Origin of the sequence: Clostridioides sp. ES-S-0054-01 (assembly GCA_021561035.1) — a bacterium.
Classification (GTDB): domain Bacteria; phylum Bacillota; class Clostridia; order Peptostreptococcales; family Peptostreptococcaceae; genus Clostridioides.
The window spans coordinates 3,208,171-3,227,197 of the sequence record CP067346.1; the positions used below are offsets into that span (position 1 = coordinate 3,208,171).

Sequence of the window (19,027 nt, forward strand, 5' to 3'; positions counted from 1 at the left end):
TATAAGAGGGATTATTTATGTTTAAAAACTATCTACTTTTTCTTTTAATTCTTCTCCATTAGTTCTTATTACATTTTTATACCAATAAAAACTATCTTTTTTGTAACGTTCTTTGCTTCCATTTCCATTATTATCTATATCTACATATATAAATCCATATCTCTTTTCCATTTCTTGAGATGAACAACTTACTATATCTATTGGCGACCACATACAATAAGCTAATATTTCCGTTCCATCAGCTATAGCTTCACCTATTTGCTCTATATGTTTTCCTAAATAATCTATTCTATAATTGTCATGGACTTTTCCATCTTCAAATTTATCATGCATTCCAAATCCATTTTCAGCTATCATTATTGGCTTTTGATATCTATCATAGTATTGAGATAAAGTATTATATAACCCTTTTGGGTCAATTGCCCATCCCCACGGATTTGCTTTTAAGTATGGATTTTTTATATTATCAATTGGATTCATAGTATTTTTACTTGCTGAAACTGTTGTAGAATAATAATATGATAGAGCTAGAAAATCCATAGTATTTTCTTTTAATACCTCTTCATCCCCTTCCTTCATAACTATATTTATATTATTTTCTTTGAAAAACCTCTTAATATAAGCTGGATATTCCCCTCTAAAACTTACATCAGTGAAGAAATATTGTATCCTATTTCTTTTTAAAGCAAATACTACATTTTCAGGGTCACAGTCTTCTGGATAGGATGTACAATCTGCCATCATCATACCTATCATCATATCTGAATTTATTTCTTTTCCAAGCTTCTTGGTTAAAGCTGTAGCTATGAATTGATGATGAATAGCTTGATATTTAGCCTCTTCTACATCATCTACCTGGTCTACACAAAATGCAACTGAATTAAATGACTCATGGTATATTAGATTTATTTGGTTTATAACTATCCAGTATTTGACTTTATCTTTGTATCTATTTAATATTAATTCTGCATATCTAACAAAGAAATCTACTACTTTTCTATTAGACCATCCTTTATATTTTAATACTAAATTTAAAGGAGTCTCATAATGAAGTAGTGTTACAATAGGTTCCATACCATTATCTATTACTTCATTTATAAGATTATCATAAAACTTTAACCCCTCTTCATTAGGCTCTAAATCATCTCCATTTGGAAATATTCTAGCCCAGTTTATTGAAAATCTAAAACACTTTAACCCTAGTTCTTTTAAAAGCTTTAAATCTTCTTTGTATGTATGATAAAAGTCTATTCCACTACGCTTAGGATAATGCCCATTGTTATCTTTCATAGCAAACTTTATTTTTTCTATAGTCATATCAGACTCATAATGTTTAGATATATCTCTATCTTTATCATATATATGTACATCAGCTAAGCACCACCCTTTTCCACCTTCATTCCAGGCACCTTCTAATTGGTTAGCTGCTACAGCTCCACCCCATAAAAAATCTTTAGGAAACTTACTCAATTTAATCACTCCTTATTCTATTTATTATTTAAATTATTTACCTTATATTCTATAGACTTTACTATTCCTACTAAAGACATAGTTATATTTAATTCGCTGAATATTGTCATAAGAGTATCTTGAGCATGTGCAAATAACAGGGAATGAGTTCTTTTTTCTCCACTAGCTTCACCTTGTATGATATTAGTTTGAGCTCTATGTGCTTCTGTCATAAACTCTTTTGCTTTAGCTAGTTTTAAATCAGCATTTTTATAATCAAACTTTTCTAAATCACTAAGAGCTTGTTTAATTTCTGTTCTAGCCTCACCTGCACGAAGTATTATTTGCATTGCTACTTCTACTAACTCTTCATCTATTATATGTTCTTCAATTGTCATATTTATAATTTCCTTTCAACATCTAAATTTAAGCTTCTTGACTCTCTAATTTTAGTTCTTCTTTTTCATAAGCTTTAAAAAATGGATACCATATCATAAATAGTAATACTATGTTTATTGCTAAAACAATAAGACCTCTAACATCTTGATTTACCATAAAAGTAGATATACCAAAAGGAACATACCATAAATTAAACACCTTACTTGGAATTGTAACAAATCCCATACTCATTGATAAATAAGTAGTTATTGATATTACTATTGTACCTATCCACATAGGCAACATTAAAAATGGGTTCCATGCTACTGGAGCTCCAAACATTACTGGTTCATTTATGTTCATTATTGAAGGAACGACACATGCTCTTCCTATTGCTTTTATTCTACTAGCTTTGGATATACACATCATTAATACTAATGGTAATGTTGCTCCCCATCCCCCTAAAGTTATCCAACCTGTTTGAATAACTTCATAAGTATATATATTAGTTGCCACACCACCTGATGCTACAGCTGCTGCATTGGCTGCAATTGCACTAAGCTGAATTGCATAAGTTATCGGGGATAGTACCCATCCACTTATACCTAAGGAATATATAAATACTACTAAGAAGTTTAAGAGTACAAATCCAGGTAATGTCTGTGCTATATCTGATACTGGTTTAAATATTCTAACTATTATTTCAAACACATCAAAGTTAAGCCCATAAATTAATCCCCAACCTATAAACATTATCACTGCTATAGGTAACATACTGTCAAACCATTTACTTACAAAATCCGGAAGTGCTGAATCTTCGCCGAAAAATGAAAAAGAACCAAATAAAGACATTATTAATCCAGAGAATAATCCTGCAACTAGTGCCACAAGCATCCCTTCTCCTCCGAATCTATTGAAGTTAAATAAAGCACCCTGTTCTGTAATCTCTGGTCGAATCATCATTAGCATCAATCCTGCTCCTGCAAGACCTGCAACTACACTCATACTTTCAAATTTCTTATTCTTCATTATTTCCATAGGCAATAAAAATGCTATAAATAATCCTAAAAGCCCAAATGTATATTGATTTATTGGGCTTAAATCAGGCAAAAAACTTATGTAATTTTTCAAGACAGAAACTATAGTTACTAAAGAACCTACAAATACCATAGGTAAAACTTTCATTATAGTTGATTGAACCGATTGTACCCATATATTCTTAGTTATCTTATTTACAACAGGAGTAAATTTTTCACTTAACAAATCTATAAATTTATTCATAAACACTCTCCCCATAAGTATTTTATTTGTTTGATATTAACTCTAATGCTTCTTCTAAAGCCTTCGCCCCATCTAGTCTTCCATATGCAGTTTTAGATATACATGCTACTGGCACATTATATTCATTAGCTTTTTGTTGAATTTCTTCCTTCATATAATCTAAGTGCGGACCTAATAATAAACAATCTATTTCTGGTAAATACTTATCTATCTCCGACTCACTTCTAGCTTTTATATCTGCTTCTATACCCTTTTTCTTTGCACTCTTTCTCATACTAGTTGCCATAAAACCTGTACTTGCTCCTGAACCACACGCCAACAATACTCTTATATTTTTCATATTGATACCTCCAGTATTTTTATCCATTAATTTATTTCTTAATGAATTTTTTATTTAATTGTGCTTATATTGTACTTCCTAAATAAGCTCATTTCACATAAATATATTTCCTAATAATAGGAAATCATTTACTCTTAATTAGGCATATTAATATATAGTATAATGTATCTTATAATACGTACATTCAATTATATAATATACTATATCATACAGATTTTATTTTAAAACTATGCGAGGGAATCTAATGAAAACATCTAAAAAAGAGCTATTTTTAAATTTCATAAAAACGCAACATGATTGGATAGATTCATCCACATTAGCTAATTACCTTAATGTATCAACACGTTCGATTAGAAAATATGTAAACGAAATTAATTCTACTGGTGAATTTATACTGTCCTCTAAAAAAGGATACAAAGTTAACCTTAATAATAATTGTCAAACTAAAATTGATAGTTCAGAAAATACATCACCTGATAATAGGTTAAATTTAATTTTAAAAGAACTTATAGTTAACAGTAATGGAATTAATATGTTTGATTTAAGTGAAGAATTATTCGTTAGTTCAGCTACCATTGAAAGTGACATAGTCAAAGCCAATAAATTTATAGGAAGTTATAATTTAAAAATAAAACAATCTAGATTTTTATTGAAACTAGTTGGAAATGAGTCTGCAAAGCGTAAATTAATGAGCTCTATAATATTTAAAGAAACAGGAAGTGATTTTTTAAGCTTATTTGATGTACAAAAAATATATCAAGAGTATAATTTAACTAAACTAAAAGAAAATATAATACATATATTAAAAAAATACAATTTATTTATAAATGAGTATGCTATAAATAACATACTTCTTCATTTAATGATAACTATAGATAGAATAAAAAAGAATAACTACATAGAGCCTGTTGAAGTAGTAAACTATATAGACAATAATATAGATGTAAATATTGCAAAAGATATATCAAATTTTTTAGAATCAGAGTACAACATAACTTTAACTAGTACAGAATTATACTATTTAGTATTTCAGTTAACAAACAAAACCACAGTTTTAAACTATCATAAAATGGATACTAAGTCTTTGTCAAATTATATAAACGAACATTTTGTTAATCTAACTAAAAAAATAATTAAAAATGTATATGATTTATACTTTATAGATTTATCTGATGATGAATTTGTTGTAAAATTTACTCTTCACGTAAAAAACTTAATCAGTAGGGCTAAGAATAATCAAGTTTTGAGAAATCAAATACCTCAGAAGTTGAAAGATTCCTATCCTCTGATATACGACATATCTGTTTATATTTGTAATCAGATTCAAATTTTAGAAAATATAGAGATAGATGAAGATGAAATATCGTATATATCTCTCCATGTAGGCTCATTCTTTGATAGACAAAAACTACTAGAAGATAAAGTTCTTTGTGCATTAATTACTCCAAATTACTATGATTTACAACTAAGAATAGTAAGAGACCTTGAAAAAAGATTTAATGAATCTATAGAAGTTATTCAAATTTTTTCAGATATTCATAATCTAGACTTTGATAGCAAAGTAGACATGGTCATCACTACCTTACCAATTAGTAATAGATGCCCCATACCTTTTGTCTATATAAATCCTTATCCAAATAGAAAAGATTATGATAATATCCAAAGTAAATTTATTCAAATTAAAGATAGAAAAAACATACTTACTGTACAAAACCATTTAGAAATGTACTTCAGTGAGTCTTTATTTATGAAAAATATATATTTAGATAGTGCTAAAGATTATATAAAATTTATGGGAAATATTCTATACGAAAATAAATATGTTAAAACTACTTATGTAGATGATGTTCTTATAAGGGAAAACATGTCTTCAACTGCTTTTAATAACAACGTAGCAATTCCTCATAGCATGAAAATGGATGCTTTAAAAACTGGTGTCTGTTTAATTGTCAACGATAAACCAGTTAAATGGGGTAGGGAAAAAGTACAAATTATAGCCATGATACCCATAAATGAAAAAGAAAAAGAAAAATTCAATTACATATTCGAAAGCTTTATTGAAATACTATCTGAGTGGAATAATGTTAAAGAACTTACTAAGGCAGATAGCTATAGTAGTTTTATGAATAGAATAGCTTATCTTATTCAGAATATCTAAATCCATGTACTTACATATATATTGTTAAAACTATTACTGCAAAATTAAAAAGCTATCACGCTGAAAAGTTTAAATTCTTACGTGATAGCTTTCTTTTTTAATTAATATACATTATTTTTAATATGACCTATTTTTTGATTGTTGTACACTAGTTATAAGATTAAATATTTGTATGGTTGTGGCAGTCATATTACCACTGGCAGTTTCTTTATCCATTGCTTCTTCTATTGTCATAGCTCTATTTACTATAGAAAAATAAGCATCTATCCCCTCTTCATTACACTTAACTGCATCTTCTGTTGTTGCTCCAGCCAAACCTATTACTTTTACGCCATATTTTTTTGCCAGTTTTGCAACTCCTATTGGTGCTTTGCCCATGGCAGTTTGATTATCCAATCTACCTTCGCCAGTTATAACAAAGTCTACATCTTTTAACTCTTCCTCTAATTTAATTTCTTCTAATATTATTTTTATTCCAGGTTCTAATTTTGAGTTTAAAAATGCCAAAAACGCAAAACCTAATCCTCCTGCTGCTCCTACCCCTTCTACATTAGCTATATCTTTATTTAAACAATTTTCGACTACTTTAGAAAAATTTCTAAGACCATTATCTAACTCCTCAATTATTTCTAATGTTGCACCTTTTTGAGACCCATATATGTATGCAGCTCCATTTTTTCCAAACAGTGGATTATTTACATCGCAAGCGATTTTAAAGTTACATTCATCTAATTCTTTTAATCTATTACCTACTTTTATGTGTCTTATTTCATTTAAAACTTTTCCTCCCAGCTTTACTAAGTTGTTATTTGAATCATAAAATTCAAACCCTAGAGCTTGAAGCATACCTACTCCAGCATCATTGGTAGCACTTCCACCTATTCCAATTATAAAATTTCTATATCCTTTATTTATTGCTTCTTTTATTATTTCTCCAACACCATAAGTCGTAGTGTATAAAGGATTTCTAAGTTCAGTTGGAACTAATGTTAGTCCTGATGCTTGAGCTATTTCTATTATTGCTGTATTTGTATCTTTTAATAATCCATATGTAGCATTTACTTTCTCAATTATTGGTCCAGTAACTTCTATAGTTTCTTTTTCACCATTCATTCCTTGCACTAAAGCATCTACTGTTCCTTCTCCACCATCTGCAAGTGGTAATATCTTTACTTCTGCATCTTTTTTAACTTTTAATATTCCTCTTTTTATTGCATTTGCTGCCTCTATTGAAGATAAGCTTCCTTTCAAGGAATCTATAGAAATTAATACTTTCATATTTATCTACTCCTTATTTTAAACATACATTATTTTAGAGATACAATTTTCTAAGTATAATTTATATTTTATACCTTACATCTTCCTTTGTATATAACTTATACTATTTATCTTCTTTTTACTTTGTAAAAAAGGTCAAATATATATAAAACATATTTGACCCTTATATCATTACTTAACTAATATAGTTTTAACTTGGTTCATTGTACACTCTACACTTACAGAATTCTTATCTATTGATAAAAATTCTAATTCCTTTTCATTTAAGTTAACCTGTTTAGCTATTTTAATATTTTTGTTAAATACTATGTTAGCTGATTTTGTTTCTTCTTTAGTATTGTATAGTCTAACTACTAATGCATCTTCTTTTTCAGCCTTTTTCACAACACTTAACACAAGTTCCTTATTAGTTTCTTTGAATAAACTATATGAATAATCCACTTCTATTCCTGATTGATTCAATTTCATAGCATTATATGGCATTTTATTGTAAGTTTGTATTTTTGTTAGATATTCTTTAGCCATGTTTGCAACATTTGCTTCTATCGTAGATTTTTCATGAGTAACTATTGCTAAGTCTATTTTTATATTTCCTATCATTTGAGAATCTGGAGTAGGTAACTTTATTCCTGATGGACGACCTGGACGTCTTACCATTTCTTCTTTACCTAGGAATCCTACACTTCTAAATAGAGTTACAGCTATCGTATCAAATTTTTCTCCTACTATTTCAAACTCTCTTGTACTGTTTGTAAGAACAGCTACTCCATGCTCTTCATCAGATAATCCAACGAATGTTAGCATTGGATATATAGAATCTGGTCTTTCACTCCATCCTTCCTGTTGCCAAACTTCCATAGCATCATCATACACATTTCTCTTTATATGCCCAAACTGATTATCAGATACAGAAAACTTTGCTGCTATATTCGTTGGTATATAAGTTCTAACTCTACAATCTCTTGCTTGGTTATTCATATTGAATACTACATCTATTATGGCTTTATCATTTGGAACATTTATAATTATATCAAAGTCAATAAATGAGTCTACTATATTATTTTTTCTAGCTTGTATATCTTTTGGTACTTTTAACCTATAATTTATCTTTATCTCATTATTAAATCTATTCTTCTTTATAGTATGGTTTGCTACTAAATTATCGTTAAATATTAATTTCTCATTTGGAAGTGGTGAAAAATCATACTCGTCTCCTTCATCTCCTCCATTTTCCATCAATAATACATTCTCAAAAGTTTTGTTTAATTTTTTATCAAATATCTTTAATGTTCCATTTTTATTGACTTGAATAGTATAAAAGTCATTGTCTACCATATCACATACTTCGTAAGCTTTTTCTGGCATATGGTCAACTTCTTTTATCATATATGCCTTATACCCCATTGCAGGTATTTCATCTTTAAAATTTATTGTATATGCCATAAATGGGTCATAGTTTCCATAGTGAACTATTTGACGGTCTATTAATCCTGCATCTATTTCTTCTTTGTGTATCACTTCAAAATCCAACTTATTATTGTCTCTATCAAATATTTCAAATGCTTTCATCTTAGTTATAACTTGGGCACTTACTGTTTCATTTCTATCATAAGGCATTAAGTTAAATGCTACTAACTTGTCTAAAGCCATTTCACAACTCATAGCATCAGCTATTTTTCTCTTGTAAAATATTATTAATTGGTCTACTTTTTCCTCAGCTAAGAAAAATCTATTCATTATTTCTTGGTGAACTTTATCTGAACAACAACATCCAATACTGTCATGAGCATGATTTTTCATTATTTCTTTCCAAATTAACTCTATTAATCCATGGTGATATTCAAAACCTAGAGAATATGCAATAGAAGCTAATGGTTCTAAAATATTAGTTATCTTTGATTCTATTCTAGCATTTGCTGCTTTTATATCCATTCTTGTTGAGAATATACTTCTATGCACCCTCATATATTTCCCATCTAGAAATTCCCCTTTTAGTGTATCTATGTCTTCGTTTTTTTCTAGTTCTTTAAATATATTTTCATATCTACTTAAGAAAAATTCTCTCTCTGGATAACATTCTTTTAATTTGCATATAACTTCAAATATATTCTCTTGAATTGGCATTTGGTCATGCCCATTTGGAAGTATTATATGGTCTGTAGTTGCTCCTTTATCAAGGACTGGTAAGTATTTATCCATTCTTGTTCTTAACTCGTATTCATCCATTGGTAGATATTTCCCTATTGCATAACCTAATGGAAGTATTTGAGCCAAAACAGAAGACCCATCATCACTCTTCCAGTTGAATTCTGTTTTATTAGTTCCTTTTCTTTCAGAACATCCTCTCCAAAACATTGAGTATTTTATATCAAAACCATTTAGTATTTGTGGCATTTGAGCACTTTGCCCAAATGAATCTGGCAAATATCCTATTTTCATGTATTCTCCAAATTCATCACAGTCTTTTATTCCATACAATAAATTTCTAAGTATTGACTCTCCACCAACTACCATTTCATCAGTTTGAGTATACCAAGGACCTATTATTAACTTTCCTTCTTGAACCAATTTTTTTATTCTATCCTTATATTCAGGTTTAACTGCTAGATAATCTTCCAATATAGCAGTTTGACCGTCCATCACATAATATGGATAGTTATGATTATTTTCTAACATATCCATGATTTCTTCCATATTATTTACAAGTAATATTCTAGATTCCTCGGTTGAGAAGTACCACTCTCTGTCCCAATGCATATGAGGAACTATGTGTACATTTTTTTTCATTATTTATCCTCCAAAACTTATCTGATAATATTTTCTGTCTAATTAAAAATCAAATAAAAATATTACTGAGTTTACATAATTTTTCAATATTTATTTTATTAATATAATTAAATCTCTAATAATTCATCTTTCTTTGATTTTTTTGTTTCCTAGTTATTATTAATAACACTGCTGATATTATAGCTCCAAATACTGCTGCAAAGAACCATATTGATGCTGCCATAACTCCTGACATACTTCCCTCTAAAAGGGCTAATGAGAATATACCAGCTCCAGGCACTTGAAGCCCTATATTGAAGAATGCTACTATAGAACCAGTTATGGCTGAACCAGCTACTAATGATGGTATAACACGAATTGGGTCCTCTATCATAAATGGTATAGCACCTTCAGTTATTCCAGCCAATCCTAATATCCAAGTTTGCTTTCCTATTTCTTTTTCTGATTCTGAAAATAAATCTCTACCTAAAATAGTAGCTATTGTAACTCCAAAAGCTGAAACCATTTTAACTGATGCAAATATTGCATAAGGTATAAAGTTACCACTTGCTATTGCTCCTATTGCAAATGTGTAGGCTGCTTTGTTTATTGGTCCACCTAGGTCAAATGAAACCATAGCTCCTATTATTGCACCTAGTAGTATTGCATTTACTCCAGTCATTCCATTTAGCCAATTTATAAGACCATTGTTAAGTGCTGCTACAGGCTTTCCTACTACAAATAACATCAACAAACCTACTACCAAAGAACCAACCACTGGATATACCCAGAAGCTTACAAATCCTGCTAACGTACCTTTAGCTGGTATATTCTTCTTTAAGAATCTTACTATATAACCAGCAAGTAAACCTCCTAACATACCTCCAAGAAATCCACTACCTATTAAATCTGCTGCTAGACCTGCTGCGAACCCTGGTCCAAGACCTGGTTTTTCAGCTAGTGAGTAAGACATGTATGCTGATAATACTGGAACCATTAATGTCCCTAACATACCACTAGAAAGTTTTCTAAGTTGCCATAACCAAGAACCTTCTTGATTGTACAAGTCTTGTAGACCAAATGCCTGAGATGCTAATACTGCAAATGCAAGTATCATACCTCCTGCCACTATAAGTGGTATTATATGAGATACTCCTGTAAGTATTGCTGATTTCACATCTTTTTTCCATGATGATTTTTCATTATATGATGTATCTGATGATTTTTCTATATATTCACCTTTGCCTTGTTTCTGTGATACTTCTAAAGCTTCATATATTATTTCTTTTGCTCTTTTTAGTGGAGCTGCTACTGAAGTTTTTACACTTGGCAAGTGTTCAAATCTTTCTGTATTTTTAGGTGCTACATCTGTTGCATATATTATTGCTTCTGCCTTTTTTATTATATCTGGAGTATGAGGGTCTACCATACCATTAGCTCCTTGCTTTTCCACATATACATCTACACCTATTTCTTTACCAGCTTTAACTAATGCTTCTGCTGACATATATGTATGTGCTATACCTGCAGGGCACGCTGTTATTGCTAACACAATTTTCTTTGATTTATTTTGAATTATAATCTCTTCTTTTGTTTTTTCTTTCTTTTCTTCTATATCTAAGTTATCAAATAATTCTTTTTTAGTTTTTGAATTTAACAACATATTCATATAATCCTCATTTGACAATCTAGTAACTAACTCAGAAAGTATTTGTATATGTGTATTTCCACCTTCATTTTCTGGTACTGCTATCAAAAATATTAACTCTACTTTATTATCTGGGTCTACACTTTCCCAGTCCTCTATTGGTGTCTCTAAAGTCATAGCTGCAAATGCTGCCTCTTTAACTGACTTAGATTTTCCATGAGGAATTGCAAGTCCTTTTTCAAAACCTGTTGGAGATAAAGTTTCTCTATACATTACAGCTTCTAAATATTCCTCATAAGATGTTAACTTACCTTCATCATATAGCTTTCTTGCTAAGAACTTTATTGCGTCTTCCTTTGTTTTTACTTTTTGTTTTAAAAAAACAAGGTTTTCATTTGTGATTTTCTTAAATTCCAAAATTACGCCCTCCTTAAATCATTTAATGTTATGAATATAGCATAAAATAAATCATGAAAATGTTTTTTTGAAATTATACACACAATTTCTTCTTAAAAAATAAAGATTTGTGTATTTATACACAAACCTCTATCTTAACCAGTACTGCTCTATTATCGCTCTCATAATCATCATGATTGGAACCTTATCTGATATATTATATCCATTTACTTGTCTAATTGTTGAATAGCAATATAAACTTATATCCGCAATTTGTTGTAATTTATTTTCACATATATGTGTTAGAGCTACTACCTTACATCCCTTATCAACTGCTATCTTTGCTGCTTCTATCACTTCTTTCGTTTCTCCACTTAAGCTAAGGGCAAAAAACATATCTTGTTCACCTAATTTTCCTATATCATGAAGTACTTCATGTCTTTGGCTATAGTAGGTTATATTATTATGACCACCTCTAATTTCTTTTACTAATATCTCACACAAAGGAATGTTTTGACCTATTCCATAAACTATAATACTCCTAGATTTTTGAATCATATCTGCTACTTTATTTATTTTTTCATAATCTATTAGCTCTAATGTCTTTTTTATGTCTGATTCAAAGCCATCTTTAACCTCCTTATTCTCATCTTTTAACTCCTCTTTTAAATTATTTTTTAGTTGAGAAAAACCATCATACTCCATCTTTTTACATAACCTAACTATGGTATTTGGCACAGTAAAAAATTTATCTGCTAAAGATTGTATTGATAATTTTATTACTTCTTCTTTGTTTTTTCTCATATATTCAATTATCATGTCCTCTGTATCTGTAAATTTATACTCATATTTTTTTGCTCTTTCATAAAATTCCATAGTTTCTCCTCCATCTATTTTATTATTCATAAGTAAAATTCAAAAATATTATCTAAAATTTTCGTTAATATTATTATAATTTAATATTTTTAATTTTTTAATGCATACTACTCCTTTTATTATACATAAAAAATGTGCACTTCCTATATTGATAGAGATGATTCAAGTTTTTATTTTGATACATCTCTATCAATATTCTTTTAGGAAATACACATTTTTTTCAAATACTTATTTTTAATTAACATTTTAGCTAATCTATTCTTTATATATAATTATTAGCCTTTAAAATGTCTTTAAAATCAACCAACTCAATCTTATTTCTTCTTAACCACATTTTAACTTCCTTATCACATAACATTGCATGTTCATATACTCTCTCTTGAACAAGAGAGGATGATTTTATAAGACTATAATCTATAAATCCTGGATGAGTAACCATCAATGTTATATCTTTATCTAAATTTATATATTTTTCTTCAAATAATTTAACAAAAGATTTGTTTAACTTGTAAAAATCATTCTGAGGATATTTACTTGGCATACTAATACATGAATCTAAATAATAGGGACAACTTGGTATACCGTATTTTTTTGCAGCATCACACATTGCCGATATTGATACATCTTCTTCTATACCATGTATATCAATATATTCAGGCAACTTATTCATATACCACTTGTAAGTTTCAATTTGAGCACAAACTTCTTCATATACTTCTTCATAATTAAAAACCTCTTTACCTGTCAATAGTTGCGTTCTTCTTATTTTGCTAGAAACAAATTTTCCACCTTCATCTAACAAATTCTTTATCTTAATATGTTCTTTGCAACAAGGTTCTCCTATTACTAAGTTAACATGTAAACCAAAACATATATCATCATTTTTTACCATTTCTATAGCTTGTCTTGAAAAAGGCATATTCACCATGATTCCAGCACTTGTAACAATACCATTCTTATAAGAAGATATTATTCCTAGTGTAACACCTTCTGAATATCCTATATCATCTGCCCTAACTACTAATTTTTTCATTTTATGCTTCTGCCTGCTTTCTTAACTCATCAAGTTGCATTTCCATTTCATCCTTCACTTTAACAACATCCGTTCCTACAATAATTTGAACTGATGTATTACTCAATTTAATTACCCCTTTTGCCCCTGTTTTTTTTATATTATCATCATTCAAAAGTGTTGCATCCTTAACTTCTAAACGTAATCTTGTCATACAATTATTTAGTGTCACTATGTTCTCATAACCACCACAATTTTTAATTATCTGCTTAGCCATATATGAAAAATTACTATGAGAAAGTTGTAAGTTTTTTTCTTCTTCACTAACATTATTACCTATCTCTATCTCAACTTCACGTCCTGGTGTTTGTACATTGTCTTTTATTATTATGTATTTAAATGTTACATAATATAATGCAAAGAATACAATCCCTATAGGTACAACTAGCCAAGATTTATCCCCATAACTAAAGCTTAAGATATAGTCAATTATACTTGCCCCATTAAATGAACCCAAACGAGCCCCCAATAAATATAGTACAACTCCTCCTAGACCAGAATAAAAAGAATGAATTATATACAGCTTAGGAGATGCAAACAAAAACGAAAATTCTATAGGTTCAGTTACTGTTGCCATAAAAGAAGTCAATGCTCCAGCCGTCATTGCTCCTTTTACTTCTTGTTTATTTTTATCTTGTGCTGTTTTATATATAGCATATGAAATAGCAGGTATTGAAAACATCATAATTATGTAAAATCCTGTCCAGAAGAATCCTGCATTTGGGTCTCCTGCCATAAACCTAGGAATCTCCCCTCTTATAACTTCTCCTGTTGATGTTGTATACTCCCCCATTTCAAATAGTATGTAAGCATTTAAAACTTGATGTAATCCAGTTGGTATTAGTGCACGGTTACAGAATAAAAATAAGAATATTCCTATTGCACCAGCTCCTCCCAACCAAAAACCAAATTGATTCATTGCAGCTTGTGGATATATCCATAATAAACTAAATATATATGATAAAATTAAAGCTACTATTGGTGCTAGTGTAATTACACATTTTTCTCCTGCAAAGAAACTTAAAAACGCAGGAACTTTAACTTTATATGTTCTATTGTAAGTCCATGCTATACAAGCTCCAACAATTATCCCACCAAATACACCTGCATTTAATGTATCATTCAATAACTCTAAATTTGACTTAAATATCATATATGCAACTACTGCTGCAACCATTACACTTGTTTTATCTTTAGACTTTGAGTAGGCACTAGCTGCTCCTAATAAAAATAAGTAGTCCACATTTGAAAATACTATATTAGATATATTAGATATAGCTGGGACATTAAGCATATTTGACCCAAATAATAATCCTAGTATACCTGCTGCTGGCATTACAGCTATCGGCACCAGCATAGTCTTACCTAAAAGTGATAGTTGTTGCATCATTTTGTTTAAGAATCTCTTCATATCCAATCCCCTTTCTCTTTCGATTTATTTTTTTGTGAAAACGATTTATTTACATTTTATATTTTAAATATTATATTTGTTTAAACAAATTGTCAATATTTTTTATTTGTTTTATTTTTTTCATTTAAGTTCATATCTAAATTCTTTTGAGTATATTGCTATATCTAGCCTATTTTTTTAGATTAAATTTTTCATTTTTAAAATATGTTTAATCATATATTTAAAACAACTCACAAAATAGTTTAATTTTATCCTTTTTATGGTTTATATAATTTCATTTTCACTATACATGTCTAAACACATTTGATATAATTTGTTCATATCAGTTTACTAATATTACTAAAAACCTTTAAGGAGGGGTATATGGCTAAAAATAAATTTTCAGAGATATATGAAGTCTTAAAAGAAGAAATACTTAATGGTAAATATAAAAGTAATATGATGTTGCCTACTGAACTTCAACTTATTGAAAGATTTTCATGTAGTAGAAACACTGTACGTAGAGCAATTTCCCAGTTAAACACAGAAGGATACGTCCAAAGTATAAAAGGTAAGGGTGTTGTAGTATTAGAAAATAGTTTTTCTAATGATTTTTTTCTAAATATGCACAATTTCAAGGGTGTAGAGTCGATTGTAGAAGATAAAAAGGTTAATACTGCTACTAGTGTTCTTCATTTCAGCAAAATTTTGGTTGATGAGAAATTGTCCAAAAAGACAGGTTTTAAGGTTGGTAGTGAAGTATATCACCTTCACAGACTAAGATATATTGATAACATACCTAAAATACTCGACATTAACTATTTTCTATGTAGTGTAGTTAAAGACCTTGATGTTTCTATAGCACAAGGCTCTATTTACAAATATATAGAAGAGCATCTAGGAACAAAAATTGTTTCATCCAGAAAGATATTTAAAATTGAAAAAGCTACTGAGCTTGAGTTAAAAACATTACCTCTAAATGATTATAATTGTGTGGGTGTTATTAGAAATAGTGTATATACTGATGATGGAAAGCTTTTTGAATATACAGAATCAAAGCATACACCTGAAACATTTATATTCATGGATGTTACTCAAAGATATTAAAAGAGGATGTCTCAAAATAAAAATTTGAATCATCTTCTTTTATTTTATCAAATTAAAATTATTCATTTTAGTAATCAATTTTTTGTCACTTGCAAAATAGATAGGAACAAATTGTCCCTATCTATTTTTAATAGTTTATTTTTTAAACTACTTGTTATTAAGGTATAAATAGTCTATACTCAGTTTAAATCTTTCAAGACCTTCTTTTAATTTTTCTCTTGGACAGCCACAATTTAATCTTAAATATTTCTCACTTCCATATACTTCTCCCCTCATTATTCCTACTCTTCCAATATTAATTAAAGACTCTTGTATTTCTTCACAAGTAAATGGAACATCTCTACAATCTATCCATGCCAAATAAGTACCCTCTGGCTTTGTAAATTTAATATCCTCAAAATTCTCTTTTATAAACTGCGACACATAACTTAAGTTATTATCTATGTATTCGACAAGTTGTTCTATATAATAATCACATTCATTGTAAGAAACCATTGTTGCATACATACCTGGTAAACTTACAGAGTTTAGAAAATCTCTTCTTCTTGTTATTGCTAAAAATTCATCATATATATTTTTATTTGGTATAACAGCATATGAACCTATTAACCCTGGATAATTAAATGTTTTACTTCCAGAAGACACTAAATATAGCTCTTTATATTCACTTAAATATTTAACTATTGGTAAATGTTTATTTCCTGGCATGATTATATCAGCATGTATTTCATCACTTATAATTTTTATATTGTATTTTTTACAAGTATTTATTATAAATCCTAATTCAATTTCTTTCCAAACCTTACCTGTTGGATTATGAGGTGAGCATAGCAATAATACATCACAATTTTTTACACTATCTTCAAACTCATTAAAATCTATATTAAATTTGCCATTTTTTTCATATAATTGTATTTTTTCTAACTCAAATTCATTTTCTTCTATTACACTGAAAAATGCATCATACATAGGATTAAATGTAGCTACTTTCTTTTTGTTGTTACAAAGTAATCTAAGTAGTAATGATACTGAATACATAACTGACGGGCTATATAATACCCAATCATTCTCTATTTTTGCTTGAAATCGTCTATTATAATATCCTGCAATGCTTCCTTTAAAATCATTATGATTCCATCTAGAATATCCATATATCTGATGCTCTAACATCTCTTTTAACTTTTCATATACTGGCTTAGGTATTGTAAAATCTGTGTCTGAAATAGAAAATGGAATCAAATCTTTTTTACCAAATCTATCTTGTATATAATCCCACTGTGTACAATAAGTACCTTTGCGGTTATAAACTTCATCAAAATTGTGTTTCATATTAATTCTCCAATATAATTCTCATATACAACATTAAAGTGTGATTTATTAGATTTTGATGGAGTATTTTTTGTTTAATTTGTATATCTTCCATCTAAAATCAAATATTGATTATCTTTTATTATTAAAATATCTTGCTACTCTATAAAATAAAAGCTATGAATATAGATTTGTAGCTCTATTTTCACAGCTTTTATTTATATGCTTAAATTATATTTCTAGAAATCTAAATCACCTAATAAACCTAAATCTTCTGGAGATATTACAGATTCTTCTTGAACTTCTTGAGCCTGCTTAGTATCTCTCTCATCACATTGCTTTTCATACATTTTATAGAATGGATACCATATTAATATAGAGCCCACCATTTGAACTGCTTGAACTACTGGAGTTAGCCAATGCCCATTTACTAAGAATCCTTCTATAAATACTCCTAAATATGGAGGGTTGAAAAAAGGTTTGGCCAATATTCCTGCATGCATCAAGAATGCTGGAAATGTTCCTAGTATAGTTCCTCCAATTACAAAAGGTAAAAAGAATGTCGGATTTAAAACTATTGGTCCACCAAATAATATAGGTTCATTTATGCCAAATAATGCTGGTACTAAAGAAACTTGACCTATACGCTTGAAATCTACTCTCTTAGACATTAAATACCAAAATACCAAACCAAATGTTACTCCTGTTCCTGTAAAGTTTGCAAATGCACTTACCATTCCTCCTGTATAGAAGTGTGGTAGTGATTGACCTACTGCCATAGCTTCCAAGTTTTCAGCTAAAAATTGTGCTGTTATTGGTGCTGTTATTGGCGATAATACGGATGGATGTATTCCAAAGAAGAATAATGTTATTCCTAAGAATGTTATAAATGCAAATGTAAATGGATTATCTAAAGAACCAACTAATGGAGCTAAAAATTGAGTAAGTATTTCTGGAGGCAGTACTCCAAACACTTGTAAAGTCACTATTCTTATACCCATAAATACTCCAACTATTATTACTGTTGTAGGTATTAATTCAAATGAACTTGATACAAAATCAGGCACACTTTCTGGCATACGTATAGTAAAGTTTTTCTTTTTACACCATCTATACAACTCAACAGCTAATACACCTGCCACCATTGCTATAAACAAACCTTTAGTTCCCATATATTTAATATCCATTCCACCATCTTCAGTAAAATTAAAACTCATTAAAAGAAAACCAACGGCAGCTAAAGACATTGCTCCTGGCACATAAAGCTTATAGTGTTCTGAAAGGAAATACGTTATACACATACATACTAAAAATCCCATCATTCCTATAGTTAAGTGAAATGGAAGTTGTAACGAGTCCATATTATTTGTTATAAATGAAGTTATAGCATTTGCTCCCATAGCCTTTTCTGCTAAGTTTCCTATAGCCTCTGGCATAAGACTTAAGCTTCCTATTATAAGTATTGGAGTCATTGCCACCATTGACTTTTTAATTGCACTTAAGTGATGTTGCTTGTCCATCTTTTGTGCAATTGGTGTAAGATGCTTATTCATAAATTGTTCGAACTTTTTAAACATTAT

The 19,027-nt window shown here is 29.2% G+C and carries 14 protein-coding genes; 2 read left to right on the forward strand and 12 right to left on the reverse strand.

The genetic code is table 11. The annotated features are described in order from the left end of the window. Positions 1 to 21: 21 nt before the first annotated feature. The 4 genes from JJC02_14790 to JJC02_14805 are packed head-to-tail and all read right to left on the reverse strand — an operon-like array spanning position 22 to position 3,448. Positions 22 to 1,479: a glycoside hydrolase family 1 protein gene (locus JJC02_14790; protein UDN54147.1), complete on the reverse strand. Its 1,458-nt coding sequence runs from the start codon at positions 1,477 to 1,479 to the stop codon at positions 22 to 24. Positions 1,480 to 1,487: 8 nt separating this feature from the next. Next, positions 1,488 to 1,847: a PTS lactose/cellobiose transporter subunit IIA gene (locus JJC02_14795; GenBank protein UDN54148.1), complete on the reverse strand. Its 360-nt coding sequence runs from the start codon at positions 1,845 to 1,847 to the stop codon at positions 1,488 to 1,490. 28 nt (positions 1,848 to 1,875) lie between these two features. Then, positions 1,876 to 3,123 (reverse strand): PTS sugar transporter subunit IIC, encoded by a 1,248-nt coding sequence (locus JJC02_14800; protein ID UDN54149.1) that lies wholly within the window; start codon positions 3,121 to 3,123, stop codon positions 1,876 to 1,878. Between the two features lie 7 nt (positions 3,124 to 3,130). Beyond that, on the reverse strand, positions 3,131 to 3,448 hold the full coding sequence (locus JJC02_14805) for a PTS sugar transporter subunit IIB (GenBank protein UDN54150.1): 318 nt from the start codon (positions 3,446 to 3,448) through the stop codon (positions 3,131 to 3,133). A 244-nt stretch (positions 3,449 to 3,692) separates the two neighbouring features. On the opposite strand from JJC02_14805, the gene JJC02_14810 reads away from it, so the two are divergent. Beyond that, positions 3,693 to 5,606: a transcription antiterminator gene (locus tag JJC02_14810; protein UDN54151.1), complete on the forward strand. Its 1,914-nt coding sequence runs from the start codon at positions 3,693 to 3,695 to the stop codon at positions 5,604 to 5,606. Between the two features lie 117 nt (positions 5,607 to 5,723). Here the strand turns inward: JJC02_14810 and JJC02_14815 are convergent, their stop codons facing one another. The 6 genes from JJC02_14815 to JJC02_14840 all read right to left on the reverse strand — a co-directional run bounded on the left by JJC02_14815 (position 5,724) and on the right by JJC02_14840 (position 15,032). Next, positions 5,724 to 6,884 (reverse strand): glycerate kinase, encoded by a 1,161-nt coding sequence (locus tag JJC02_14815; GenBank protein UDN54152.1) that lies wholly within the window; start codon positions 6,882 to 6,884, stop codon positions 5,724 to 5,726. 171 nt (positions 6,885 to 7,055) lie between these two features. After that, entirely contained in the window at positions 7,056 to 9,671 is a 2,616-nt protein-coding gene (gene mngB / locus JJC02_14820; GenBank protein ID UDN54153.1) for a mannosylglycerate hydrolase, read from the reverse strand. A 115-nt stretch (positions 9,672 to 9,786) separates the two neighbouring features. After that, positions 9,787 to 11,715 carry a PTS 2-O-a-mannosyl-D-glycerate transporter subunit IIABC gene (gene mngA, locus JJC02_14825; protein ID UDN54154.1) on the reverse strand — a complete coding sequence of 643 codons (1,929 nt, stop codon included), beginning with the start codon at positions 11,713 to 11,715 and terminating at the stop codon, positions 9,787 to 9,789. A gap of 129 nt (positions 11,716 to 11,844) precedes the next feature. Next, positions 11,845 to 12,570, reverse strand: coding sequence for a MurR/RpiR family transcriptional regulator (locus JJC02_14830; GenBank protein UDN56433.1), 726 nt, complete (start codon positions 12,568 to 12,570; stop codon positions 11,845 to 11,847). Positions 12,571 to 12,832: 262 nt separating this feature from the next. Next, positions 12,833 to 13,603: a ChbG/HpnK family deacetylase gene (locus JJC02_14835; protein ID UDN54155.1), complete on the reverse strand. Its 771-nt coding sequence runs from the start codon at positions 13,601 to 13,603 to the stop codon at positions 12,833 to 12,835. A gap of 1 nt (position 13,604) precedes the next feature. Continuing rightward, the gene (locus JJC02_14840) at positions 13,605 to 15,032 is read right to left on the reverse strand and encodes a PTS transporter subunit EIIC (protein ID UDN56434.1); all 1,428 of its coding nucleotides are present in this window, start codon (positions 15,030 to 15,032) and stop codon (positions 13,605 to 13,607) included. A 384-nt stretch (positions 15,033 to 15,416) separates the two neighbouring features. On the opposite strand from JJC02_14840, the gene JJC02_14845 reads away from it, so the two are divergent. Continuing rightward, positions 15,417 to 16,139 (forward strand): GntR family transcriptional regulator, encoded by a 723-nt coding sequence (locus tag JJC02_14845; GenBank protein UDN54156.1) that lies wholly within the window; start codon positions 15,417 to 15,419, stop codon positions 16,137 to 16,139. 147 nt (positions 16,140 to 16,286) lie between these two features. Here the strand turns inward: JJC02_14845 and JJC02_14850 are convergent, their stop codons facing one another. Together JJC02_14850 and JJC02_14855 are read right to left on the reverse strand one after the other, a co-directional pair. Beyond that, a complete protein-coding gene (locus JJC02_14850; GenBank protein ID UDN54157.1) occupies positions 16,287 to 17,468 on the reverse strand; it encodes an aminotransferase class I/II-fold pyridoxal phosphate-dependent enzyme in 1,182 nt (393 codons plus the stop codon). 218 nt (positions 17,469 to 17,686) lie between these two features. Beyond that, complete coding sequence (locus tag JJC02_14855; GenBank protein UDN54158.1) at positions 17,687 to 19,024, reverse strand: PTS sugar transporter subunit IIC; 1,338 nt, start codon at positions 19,022 to 19,024, stop codon at positions 17,687 to 17,689. Positions 19,025 to 19,027: the final 3 nt, after the last annotated feature.